The organism is Flavobacterium frigidum, from assembly GCF_048286795.2.
This window is the reverse complement of the sequence record NZ_JBLVPT020000001.1, coordinates 252,077-265,405: the sequence shown is the minus strand read 5'-3', so window position 1 is coordinate 265,405 and position 13,329 is coordinate 252,077. Positions and strand designations below refer to the sequence as shown.

Here is a 13,329-nt window from a genome sequence, read left to right as displayed (position 1 = left end):
ATGAAAATAGAGGTTTTTTTTATACGTTTTATTGATCAAATCAGTTATCAAATACATTCTTTGATTTAATTTAAAGCAATTAATATTTTAAATTTTATTTTAATCTAGCTTTGTTATCTTTGTTGTATGAATGAAAATTTAGATCCTACATCCAACGCATATGACTCTGAAGAATTAGATCTTGAAAAGAAATTAAGACCGCTTTCTTTTGATGATTTTGCTGGCCAAGACCAAATATTAGAGAACTTGAAAGTTTTTGTGCAAGCTGCAAATCAAAGAAATGAAGCACTTGACCATACACTTTTTCATGGTCCGCCTGGTTTGGGTAAAACTACTTTGGCAAATATTCTAGCAAATGAATTGCAAGTTGGAATTAAAATTACATCTGGTCCCGTTTTAGATAAGCCAGGCGATTTAGCTGGTTTGTTGACTAATCTTGAAGAGCGTGATGTATTATTTATAGACGAGATTCATCGTTTGAGCCCTATTGTAGAGGAATATTTATACTCTGCTATGGAGGATTTCAAAATTGATATCATGATAGAATCTGGGCCAAATGCAAGAACCGTTCAAATCAATTTAAATCCCTTTACTTTAATTGGTGCTACCACACGATCGGGTTTATTAACAGCTCCTATGAGAGCACGTTTTGGAATATCCTCTCGTTTACAGTATTATACCACTGAGCTATTAACAACTATTGTAGAGCGAAGCGCCGCTATTTTCAAAATGCCAATTTCTATAGAAGCTGCTATAGAAATTGCAGGTAGAAGTAGAGGAACGCCACGAATAGCCAATGCGTTATTGCGCCGTGTACGTGATTTTGCTCAGATAAAAGGGAATGGTACAATTGATATTGAAATTGCTCGCTATGCCTTAAAAGCGCTTAATGTGGATGCGCATGGATTAGATGAAATGGACAATAAGATACTTACCACTATTATTGAAAAATTCAAGGGCGGTCCAGTAGGATTGACTACTTTGGCGACGGCCGTATCAGAGAGTAGCGAAACAATTGAGGAAGTGTACGAGCCGTTTTTAATACAAGAGGGTTTCATTATGCGAACGCCACGTGGTCGTGAAGTTACAGATAAAGCCTATAAACATTTAGGAAAACTAAATACAAACATTCAAGGAGGTTTATTCTAATATTTTCGGGAGCTATTTCCCGCTATTCGTTGCAATCTTTCCGCTCGTTAAAGAAACGAGAGGAAAGGATTTTCACTGCTATCGGGGCTATGGACTTTCGTTTATTAACTACTATTCTGATTATCATAAACCATAAATCAACATACACGAAATTTATCAAATCCGAAGCAAAACGGCTTGGTTTTATGTCTTGTGGTATATCTCAAGCAGGTTTTTTAGATAAAGAAGCACCTCGATTAGAAAATTGGTTAAAAAACAATAGTAATGGTCAAATGACCTACATGGAAAATCATTTTGACAAACGTTTAAATCCAACGTTACTAGTTGATGGTGCCAAAAGTATCGTTTCGTTGCTATTGAATTATTACCCAGAACAATTTCAAAATTCGGATACTTTTAAAATATCAAAATATGCTTATGGTGCAGATTACCATTTTGTAATTAAGGAAAAGTTGAAAGAATTTTTGTTTTCTATTCAGTCCACCATCGGGGAAGTTTCAGGGCGTGCTTTTGTAGATTCTGCTCCAGTACTCGATAAAGCGTGGGCTGCAAAGAGTGGCTTAGGCTGGATTGGGAAAAATAGTAACTTATTGACGCAAAAAGTGGGTTCTTTTTATTTTATCGCAGAACTTATTATCGACTTAGATCTAGATTATGACAATCCTACTACAGACCACTGTGGCACTTGTACAGCTTGTATCGACGCTTGTCCAACACAGGCTATCGTAGCACCTTATGTAGTTGATGGTAGTAAATGTATTTCGTATTTTACAATTGAATTGAAGGAGAATATCCCTCAGGAAATGAAAGGTAAATTTGATGATTGGGCCTTTGGTTGTGATGTTTGTCAGGATGTTTGCCCCTGGAATAAGTTTTCGAAACCACATAACCAACCCTTATTTAACCCAAATCCAGAACTACTCTCCATGTCCAAAAAGGATTGGATAGAATTGACTGAGGAAACTTTTAAAATTGTCTTTAAAGATTCCCCTTTAAAAAGAGCCAAGTTTGAGGGCATTAGAAGAAATGTCGATTTTATTAAGTAAAAGAGAGTGACAAACCAATCCGTTTACTTCCATTTTTTGTAGTATTGAGCAACTCATTATGATTACATGATAATAGAAAGTTTTGGTAAAGCAATTGTTCCTATTTATATAGTGCAAGTTTCCAAAAAATGAATTTAAAGTTATAGTAAAAACGTTAATTTATTGAAATGATGTTTTTTAGAGTTTAAATATTGTTTTTTGAATCTATATTTTCTTTAACTTTATAATTCATTAAATGAACCAATTATGACGGTAAATCAAATTTTAAGCAACAAAGGAAAGGAAGTTTTCTCTATACTTTCTACTAACACTGTTTATGAAGCTTTGACAGTGATGAGCGAAAAAAACATTGGGGCAATTTTAATCATCGAGGATACTGTTCTTAAAGGCGTTTTGTCTGAAAGGGATTATGCTCGAAAAATTGTTTTGAAAGCTAAATCTTCAAAGAAAGCTTTTGTTCATGAAATCATGGAAACTGATGTAGTAACGGTAAGTCCATCGGATAATCTAGAGTACTGTATGGAATTAATGAGTACAAAAAGAGTACGACACTTGCCTGTTTTAGAAAACGAAATTGTGATAGGAATTATTTCTATTAGCGATGTGGTAAAAGCAATTATCGAAATGCAAAAAGATACGATCCAACACTTAAACTCTTATATTACACAATAGGTCCAATTAGATTAAAATTAAAAATAGCCACAATTATATGTGGCTATTTTTGTTACTATGAGCTGTCATTAATCTATTTTTTTGAAAAGAATAGTATAAAAGCTGACTTTTTAAACCAAGTCTTCTATCTTTGTGAGCTAGAATAAAATCTAAAAAAATGGACAAAAACAGTAAAAGAAGAGAAGCATTATTATACCACGCAAAGCCAACTCCTGGAAAAATTCAAGTAGTTCCCACTAAGAAATATGCAACACAAAGAGATTTATCTTTAGCGTATTCTCCTGGGGTTGCTGAGCCTTGTTTAGAAATAGCCAAAGACATCAACAATGTTTACAAATATACTGCAAAAGGCAATTTAGTAGCTGTAATTACTAATGGAACTGCCGTTTTAGGCTTGGGCGATATTGGCCCAGAAGCATCAAAACCTGTAATGGAAGGGAAGGGATTGTTGTTTAAAATTTTTGCTGATATTGATGTGTTTGATATCGAAATTGGTACAAAAGATATTGAAGAATTCATACAGACGGTTAAAAATATTTCGCCAACTTTTGGTGGGATAAACCTAGAGGATATCAAAGCACCAGAATCGTTTGAAATAGAAAGACGTCTGGTTGAAGAGTTAAATATTCCTGTAATGCACGATGACCAGCATGGTACAGCCATCATTTCTTCAGCAGCATTATTAAACGCTTTAGAATTAGCAGATAAAAAGGCAGAAGATGTAAAATTAGTAGTTTCTGGAGCGGGTTCAGCCGCAATAGCTTGTGCTGATTTATACGTTTTATTGGGTGTGAAAGTTGAAAATATTTTCATGTTCAATAGCAAAGGATTGTTGACTAAAGACAATCCAAAACTATCCGAACTACAATTAAAATACGCTAAAGATATTCCTTCCATGAATCTGGAAGAAGCACTTGTGGGCGCAGATGTGTTTTTAGGTTTGTCAACGGGCGATATTATGTCGGCGCAAATGCTGCTTGGGATGTCAGACAATCCTATCGTTTTTGCAATGGCAAATCCAGATCCAGAAATTGATTATAATCTAGCAATCGCTACTCGTAAAGATGTAATTATGGCAACAGGAAGATCTGATTTTCCTAATCAGGTCAATAACGTTCTTGGTTTTCCATATATTTTTAGAGGAGCATTAGATGTTCGTGCTACGAAAATAAATGAGGCTATGAAAATGGCTGCCGTTAAAGCACTCGCATTATTGACTAAAGAATCTGTTCCAGAACAAGTAAATATTGCTTATGGTGCTACCAAATTAAATTTTGGTAGAGACTATATTATTCCAAAACCATTTGATCCAAGATTAATTACCATTGTTGCTCCAGCTGTTGCAAAAGCTGCGATGGATTCTGGTGTAGCATTAAATCCTATTACCGATTGGAAAAAATACGAAGAGGAATTGATGGATCGTCTCGGGAATGATAACAAAATGGTTCGTTTGATTACTAACAGAGCCAAAATCGATCCCAAACGAATTGTTTTTGCGGAAGCAGATCATTTGGATGTTTTAAAAGCTGCCCAAATTGTATGGGAAGAGGGTATCGGTTTTCCTATTTTATTGGGGAATAAAGAAATTATTTTAGAATTAAAAGAGGAAATTGGTTTTGATGCTGATGTTCCAATTATAGATCCTAAAATTAAAGAAGAGGAAGCCCGCAGAAATAAATTTGCCAATACCTATTGGTCTTCCAGACAAAGACGTGGAATTTCCTTTTTGGATGCTCAAAAACTAATGCGCGAAAGAAACTATTTTGCAGCAATGATGGTCAATGAAGGAGAGGCCGATGCGCTAGTGACAGGACATTCTAGAAGTTATCCATCAGTTGTAAAACCTATGTTGCAGCTCATTGAAAAAGCGCATGGAGCTTCGATTGTTGCCACTACAAACATGATGATGACGGCTCGTGGGCCAATGTTTTTATCGGATACCGCCATAAACATTAATCCATCTGCAGATGATTTGGCTAAAATTGCCATCATGACTGCAAAAACGGCTAAAATGTTTGGTGTAGATCCAGTAATTGCAATGATATCATTTTCTAATTTTGGATCATCCACTAATGAAAGTGCTGCTAAAGTGAGAGAGGCAGTAGCTTATTTGCATAAAAACCACCCCGATATGGTTATTGACGGAGAAATTCAGGCTGATTTTGCTCTGAATCCTGAAATGTTAAAAAATAAATTCCCTTTTTCGAAGTTAGCAGGAAAAAAAGTGAATACCTTAATTTTTCCTAATTTGGAATCTGCAAATATCACCTATAAATTGTTGAAAGAATTGAATAAAGTAGACTCCATAGGGCCTATAATGTTAGGTATGGGAAAACCAGTTCACATTTTTCAATTAGGTGCAAGTGTTGAGGAAATGGTCAATATGGCTGCTATTGCCGTTATTGATGCGCAGGAGAAAGGAAAGAAAAAAGCAAATTTAATTTAGTATTAAACGTAGTAAATTACAAGTGTGTTAAATCTAATAAATGGACATAATCATGTCGTAATTTTATTATATTTGAAGGATATATATAAAAATTAATGATAGCACATTTACAAGGAAAATTAGTGGAGAAATCGCCAACTCAAATTATTATAGATTGTGGTGGTGTTGGTTATCATGTAAATATTTCTTTACACACGTATTCTTTGCTTCCCAACACAGATTTTATAAAAGTATATACGCATCTTCAAATAAAAGAGGATGCGCATACACTTTTTGGATTTATGGAAAAGTCAGAGCGAGAAATTTTTAGACTTTTATTGTCGGTTTCTGGAATAGGAGCCAATATCGCTCGAACCATGCTTTCATCATTAGATCCAAAACAAATTACCAATGCCATAGCCTCTGCTGATGTTGTTACTATTCAGTCTATAAAAGGAATTGGTAGCAAAACCGCGCAAAGAGTAATACTAGATTTAAAAGAAAAAGTGTTGAAATTGTTTGATTTAGACGAAGTTTCTATGTCTCAAAGCAATACAAATCGTGATGAGGCGTTATCTGCGTTGGAGGTTTTAGGTTTTTTAAGAAAAGCTTCAGAACGAGTCGTAGAAAAGATTGTTAAAGAGGAACCAGATGCTTCTGTAGAGTCCATAATCAAGAAAGCGCTAAAAAATTTATAAAGGTATTCAAGTAACACGTTTGTATGCGTAAAATTTACATTTTTCTGCTTGTTTTTTTGTCTGGCTTTGTTGTGCAAGCCCAAGTAAAACCAGCTACTCAGGATACTGTTAAAACTGGATTTTCTGTTGGAAAAGTACAGCTAAAAAATCCAAAGAGTATTCTCTCCTCCTATACGTATGATCCCATTTCAGATCGATACATCTATACAAGTACATTGGATGGCTTTTCTGTTAATTACCCCATTATATTGACGCCAAAAGAATATGAAAAGCTCGTTTTGAAAGAATCTATGCGGGATTATTTCAAAAAAAAGCTGGATGCAATTGAAGGAAAAAAAGAAGGTAGCGAAAATGCCAAAAAAGATTTACTGCCGAGATATTATGTAAAATCTGGACTTTTTGAATCCATTTTTGGGAGTAATACTATCGATGTAAAACCCACTGGATCTGTAGAAATGGATTTGGGATTGCGGTATACAAAACAAGACAATCCTTCTTTTTCACCAAGAAATAGATCCAATCTCTCTTTTGATTTTGATCAAAGGATTAGCATGAGTTTGATGGGAAAAGTAGGAACCCGATTGAGTGTTAACGCAAATTATGATACGCAATCCACATTTGCCTTTCAAAACTTAATGAAGTTGGAATATGCACCAACTGAAGATGACATTATTCAAAAAATCGAAGTAGGAAATGTATCCATGCCTTTGAACAGCTCTTTAATTCGAGGTGCTCAAAGTTTATTTGGTGTAAAAACACAATTGCAGTTTGGAAAAACAACAATTACGGGTGTTTTTTCAGAGCAAAAATCACAAACTAAAAGCTTAGTAGCTCAAGGTGGCGGCACGATTCAAGACTTTGATATGTTTGCTTTGGATTATGATAGTGACCGACACTTTTTCTTATCCCAGTATTTTAGAGACAGATACGATAAGTCTCTTGTTAATTATCCATTTATAGACAGTAGAGTTCAAATTACCCGATTGGAAATTTGGGTAACCAACAAACAAAATAGGGTAGTAGCGACGAATAATAATCTCCGAAATATCATTGCTTTACAAGATTTGGGAGAAGCCCAATTAACTGGTTTAGCAGATAATGAAGTGGTTGTTTTAGATCCTATTCCAGCAAGCCCTCCTTTTTTTACGGCAGGTCTCGATACTCCGAGCGACAATAAAAACAATGCTTATAACCCTGAGTTAATTCAGGCGGGTGGCGGTTTATTGAATCCTAATATCCGTGAAATTGTTACTGCAAATTCGGGTTTTAATGTTACTGTGAGTGAAGGACAAGATTATTCTAAACTTGAAAACGCGCGAAAACTGAATCCAAACGAGTACACTTTTAGTCCTCAATTAGGATATATTTCTTTGCAACAACGCTTGGCTAATGATGAGGTTTTAGCTGTGGCTTATCAATACACCATTGGCGATCAAGTGTATCAAGTAGGAGAGTTTGGTAATGATGGAGTAGATGCAACCGTGGTTACCGGGAATACTCCTGCAACGCAAGCTATTATATCTCAGAGTTTAATTTTGAAAATGTTGAAAAGCAATTTGACCAATGTTAAAAATCCGGTTTGGAACTTGATGATGAAGAATATTTATCAAATTCCTGGTGCCTATCAAGTGAAACAGGAAGATTTTAGATTTAACATCCTTTACACAGATCCTTCACCTTTAAATTATATTACGGAAGTGACTGGGAGTCCTTTTCCTTCCAATCCAAATCCAGAAAATAAAGTCGCTGAAACACCTTTGCTCAAAGTGTTCAATTTAGATAAATTAAACTACAACAACGATCCGCAAACTGGAGGGGATGGTTTTTTTGATTTTCTGCCAAGTTTAACGATGGATGCGCAATACGGTCGAATTATTTTCACTACCAAAGAACCTTTTGGAGAACTATTATTTTCTAAATTGTCAAATACTGGTTCAGGAGAAAATTACAACAACACTAGTTCTTACAATGAAAATCAGAAAAAATATGTGTTTCGTAGCATGTACCGCAACACTCAATCGGGAGCATTACAAGACAGTGATAAAAATAAATTTTTATTAAGAGGAAGATACAAATCATCTGGTGGAGACGGCATACCAATTGGTGCTTTGAATGTGCCACCAGGTTCTGTTGTGGTTACCGCTGCAGGAAGGATTTTAGTAGAAGGGATCGATTACAGTGTAAACTATCAATTAGGAAGGGTCCAGATTTTAGATCCGGCACTACAGGCATCTAATACACCAATAGAAGTATCCTTAGAAAACAATTCTGTTTTTGGTTTACAAACCAGAAGATTTATGGGGGTCAATGTAGAGCATAAAATTTCTGATAATTTTGTAGTCGGGGGAACATTCCTTAAGATGACGGAACGACCATTTACACAAAAATCTAGTTTTGGTCAGGAATCAGTAAACAATACTATTTTTGGATTCAATTCAAATTTTTCAACCGAAGTTCCATTCTTTACGCGTTTAGTAAATAAATTACCAAATATTGATACTGATGTTCCATCTAACCTTTCAGTGCGAGGTGAAGTTGCTTTTTTGAGACCCGATACTCCAAAAGCGGATCAGTTTGAAGGAGAATCCACGATTTATGTGGATGATTTCGAAGGTTCACAATCCACTATTGATATGCGTTCTCCTTATGCTTGGTCCTTGGCATCCACACCAGACCGGAATGCGCTGAGTACCTATGATTTCAATGCTAATTCTAATGATTTGAGCTACGGTTTTAAAAGAGCCAAATTAGCTTGGTACTCTATCGACCCCATTTTTTATGCCCAAAGACCCTCCGGGATTTCTAATGAGGATTTGTCATTTAACACCACACGAAGAATTTTTAGTGAGGAATTATACCCTTTAACAGATATTGCGCAAGGGCAGTCACAAGTTGTTAATACATTAGATTTTAGTTATTATCCGTCTGATAGAGGGCCGTATAACAATAGTTCATCTGTAGCTGTTGATCCAAGAGAAAATTTTGGAGGGATCATGCGCTCTATAAATTCCACTAATTTTGAGCAAGGTAACGTAGAGTACATTCAGTTTTGGGTGTTAGATCCTTATGTAGGAAACGGAAAGATTCCTCAATCTAACACGGGGAAAATTTATTTCAATTTAGGAGAAATCTCGGAAGATGTTTTGAAAGATGGAAGGAAACAATATGAAAACGGACTTGGTCCCGATCAAATTTTAGTAAATCCACAACCTTTGTGGGGCGATGTTCCGGCTTCTCAGTCGTTAATTTATGCGTTTGATACCAATGCCGATAATAGAAGGAATCAGGATATTGGTCTGGATGGTTTAACTAATACCAATGAAGGATCGGTATACACGAATTTTGCATCTGAATTAGATCCTGCGGCAGATGATTATTCTTTTTACTTGAATGCTTCAGGTGGAATTTTAGACCGCTACAAACAATACAATGGCACCGACGGAAATTCAGCAGTTGATATTACAGATCCAAACCGAGGTTCAACTACGGTTCCTGATGTAGAAGATATCAATAGAGACAATACTATGAACACCATCAATGCGTATTATGAGTATAGCATAAATGTGCAACCTAACATGAATGTTGGGCAAAATTATATCACAGACATTAGAAATACGCAGGTGCCTTTACCGGATGGTTCTGTTACCGAAGCCAGATGGATGCAGTTTAAAATACCAGTTTCACAACCAGAAAATAAGATAGGAAACATTTCTGATTTTAGATCGATTCGTTTTATGCGAATGTTTATGACGGATTTTAATGATCAAGTAACCCTACGTTTTGGCGCATTAGATTTAGTGCGAGGCGAATGGCGACGCTATACTAATACGCTAGATTTTAATGACACTAATGTTGATAATGACGATACAAACCTAGATGTTTTAGCAGTAAATGTCCAAGAAAATAATGAAAGATGTCCTATTAACTATGTTGTTCCACCAGGCGTGCAGCGGGAGCAATTATACAACAACAATACCGTGCTCAATCAAAATGAGCAATCACTCGCATTACGAGTTTCTGGAAACGGATTAGAGCCTGAGGATTCTAGAGCCGTTTTTAAAAACGTGAGTATTGATATGCGTCAGTTCAATAAATTGAAAATGTTTTTACATGCGGAATCATTGCCAAATGAAGTGGCATTGAGAGACAATCAAATGGTGGGATTCATTCGTTTTGGAAATGACTTTACTCAAAATTTCTATCAAATTGAAATTCCTTTAAAAGTAACGGTTGCCGATCAAGTTGTTATTCCGGATCCCAATAATCCAATTCCCAGTAATCCAAATATTAAGGATTGTTCTGCGTTAAGTGCTGATTTGGTTTGGCCGGAAGAAAATGAAATAGATTTATCGTTGGCTTTATTGACCGCAATGAAGATAAACGCTCCAAAAGATACCTTACCATTGAATGGGGTGTATTATCCTGATGACGATACAAGTATAGACGGAGATCCTAATATGAGAGACGGAGACGCTAAATTGAGATTAGGAATTAGGGGAAACCCTAACTTTGGTTTAGTACGTACGCTAATGGTTGGTGTGAAAAATAGTGATCTGCGCAATGATATCAAAGGAGAAGTGTGGTTCAATGAATTGCGTCTGGCTGATATGGACAATCAAGGCGGTATGGCAGCTTTATTGAATATAGATACAAACTTTGCTGATTTTGCTACTGTTTCTATGTCAGGCAAAAAAAGCACTATAGGCTTCGGAACCCTAGAGCAAGGACCAAACGAGAGAAATCGTGAAGATATAGAACAATATAATATTGTAACCAATGTGAATTTAGGTAAATTATTACCGCAAAAATGGCAAATTAATCTCCCTTTTAATTATGCCATTGGTGAGGAAACCATAACCCCGCAATATGATCCTTTTAATCAAGACATCAAATTAAAACAATTACTGGAAAAAACAGCAGACCAAAAAGAGCGCGACAACATAGAGAGAAGAGCTGTTGATTATACCAAACGTAAAAGTATCAACTTCATTGGGGTTAGAAAAGAAAGAGGTACCGAGCAAAAACAGCACGTTTATGATCCGGAAAATTTCACTTTTTCGCAGTCAATTAATGAAGTGCAAAGACACGATTTTGAAATTGAAGATTATGTAGACCAGCAAGTAAATTCCTCTGTTGACTATGCGTATACTTTTAAACCAAAGCCTATCGAGCCTTTTACGAAGACAAAATTCATGAAGAAAAGTAATTATTGGAAGTTATTAAGAGATTTCAATTTTAACTATTTACCTTCTAATATCTCTTTTAATACGAATATCAATAGACAATACAACCGTCAGCAATTCAGGCAAGTGGATGTGGAAGGAATTGGACTAGATCCTTTATACCGAAGAAATTTTGCTTTCAATTACCAATATGGATTTAATTTTAATTTGACTAAGTCATTGAAGTTGAATTATACGGCTTCTTCCAGCAATATTGTCAAAAATTATTTGAACGAAAATAATGAGCCAATAGATACTTTTACGATCTGGGACAGTTATTGGGATATTGGAGATCCCAATCAGCACATGCAACAATTAGTTGTAAATTATGAAATTCCAATTAATAAAATACCAGTTTTTAGTTTTATCAAGGCTAATTATACGTACACAGGAGATTACAGTTGGCAGCGTACTTCTAATGCGCTATCTCAAATTAAAATTGATGGAACAGATTACAACTTAGGGAATACGGTGCAAAACGCAAGCTCTAACAATTTGAATGCAACAATGAATATGGACATGTTGTACAAATATTTGGGATTGACTAAAAACGCAAATAAAACTGCACCAAAACCAAAAGTAGCTGCACCAAAACCAGGTGAAAAAATAGTAAATACAAATCCAAATCAGGTTCCAAAAAACAGTGAATTTGTTGATGGTTTTATCGGTGTTTTGACTAGTCTTAAAAACATTCAAATGAATTACACCCACAACAGCGGTACCGTTTTGCCAGGGTATACGCCAGGTGTAGGGTTTCTAGGGTCATCAAGACCATCGTTAGGTTTTATTTTTGGTAGTCAAGATGATGTTCGTTACGAAGCGGCTAAGAATGGCTGGTTGACAAACTATCCTGATTTTAACCAAAACTTCTCGCAAGTGACAAATAAGGTTTTTAAAGCTACGGCTAATGTAGATTTGTTTCCAGATTTAAAAATTGATTTGACACTTGATCGTGCCTATTCTCAGAACTCTTCGGAGCAGTATGATGTTACGGATGGTGTTTACAATCCTAGATCACCTTACGATATTGGTATTTTTTCTATTTCTACGGTGTTGATTAAAACATCTTTCTCAATAAGTGATGAAAATTCATCTGCAGCATTTGATAATTTAAAAACTAATCGATTAACGGTAGCTGATCGATTGGCTCAGAATTTTTATGGTGGATTGATTCCAAGGTATGGAGATGCTGCAAATCCAATTCCAACAGATCCATCTGATCCAAAATATTCACTTAGGCCCATTTATTTAGCTAATGAGGGCTATCCTATTGGTTTTGGCAGAAATAACCAAGCAGTATTATTGCCTGCTTTTTTTGCAGCTTATTCAGGAGGTGATGCTTCCAATGTTAGATTGGGAATTTTCAGAAGTTTTCCATTGCCAAACTGGTCTATAAAATACAATGGATTGATGCGTTATGGACTATTCAAAAAGAATTTCAAACGTTTTTCATTACAACATAATTACAGAGCTTCTTATACCATAAATGCTTTTAGATCAAATTTTGAATATGATAAAGCCCCATCGGGATATAAACCAAATGGAGATTTGAACACGGATTTGGGAGGGAATTTGTTCAATCAAACAATCATGTCAAATATCAATTTGGTGGAGCAGTTTAATCCTTTGTTGCGCATGGATTTTGAGTTGAAAAGTTCTTTAAAAGTATTAGCCGAAATTAAAAAAGACCGTGCTTTATCAATGAGTTTTGATAATAATTTATTGACCGAAGTTAAAGGTATCGAATATGTAGTTGGACTTGGCTATCGTTTCAAGGACGTGATTTTCTCCTCCAGATTGGCCGATAATCCAACTGGAGTAATTAAAAGTGACATCAATCTTAAGGCGGATATAACCTATAGAAATAACCAAACAATCGTGAGGTATTTGGATTATGACAACAATCAATTAGCAGGCGGGCAAAATATTTGGTCTATAACAGTTAAAGCTGATTATGCTTTTAGCAAAAACCTAACGGCCATTTTCTATTACGACCATTCGTTTTCAAAAGCCGTAATCTCAACTTCATTTCCGTTGACAAATATTCGTTCTGGAATTACGATTCGCTATAATTTTGGAAATTAATTTTCCGTTTAGAGAACCATTTTTGTGCATAA

6 protein-coding genes are annotated in these 13,329 nt (G+C 35.4%); all 6 read left to right on the top strand.

The window, feature by feature from the left end; genetic code table 11:
* Positions 1-126: 126 nt before the first annotated feature.
* The 6 genes from ruvB to sov all read left to right on the top strand — a co-directional run bounded on the left by ruvB (position 127) and on the right by sov (position 13,297).
* Positions 127-1,149 (top strand): Holliday junction branch migration DNA helicase RuvB, encoded by a 1,023-nt coding sequence (gene ruvB, locus ACNQGB_RS01255; RefSeq protein WP_309755327.1) that lies wholly within the window; start codon positions 127-129, stop codon positions 1,147-1,149.
* A gap of 122 nt (positions 1,150-1,271) precedes the next feature.
* Entirely contained in the window at positions 1,272-2,195 is a 924-nt protein-coding gene (queG, locus tag ACNQGB_RS01250) for a tRNA epoxyqueuosine(34) reductase QueG (RefSeq protein ID WP_417944767.1), read from the top strand.
* Positions 2,196-2,441: 246 nt separating this feature from the next.
* A complete protein-coding gene (locus ACNQGB_RS01245) occupies positions 2,442-2,867 on the top strand; it encodes a CBS domain-containing protein (RefSeq protein WP_309755326.1) in 426 nt (141 codons plus the stop codon).
* A 157-nt stretch (positions 2,868-3,024) separates the two neighbouring features.
* A complete protein-coding gene (locus ACNQGB_RS01240) occupies positions 3,025-5,313 on the top strand; it encodes an NADP-dependent malic enzyme (RefSeq protein ID WP_417944739.1) in 2,289 nt (762 codons plus the stop codon).
* 95 nt (positions 5,314-5,408) lie between these two features.
* Positions 5,409-5,990 (top strand): Holliday junction branch migration protein RuvA, encoded by a 582-nt coding sequence (gene ruvA / locus ACNQGB_RS01235; RefSeq protein WP_309755324.1) that lies wholly within the window; start codon positions 5,409-5,411, stop codon positions 5,988-5,990.
* 23 nt (positions 5,991-6,013) lie between these two features.
* On the top strand, positions 6,014-13,297 hold the full coding sequence (gene sov / locus ACNQGB_RS01230) for a T9SS outer membrane translocon Sov/SprA (protein WP_417944737.1): 7,284 nt from the start codon (positions 6,014-6,016) through the stop codon (positions 13,295-13,297).
* The last annotated feature ends 32 nt before the right edge of the window (positions 13,298-13,329 follow it).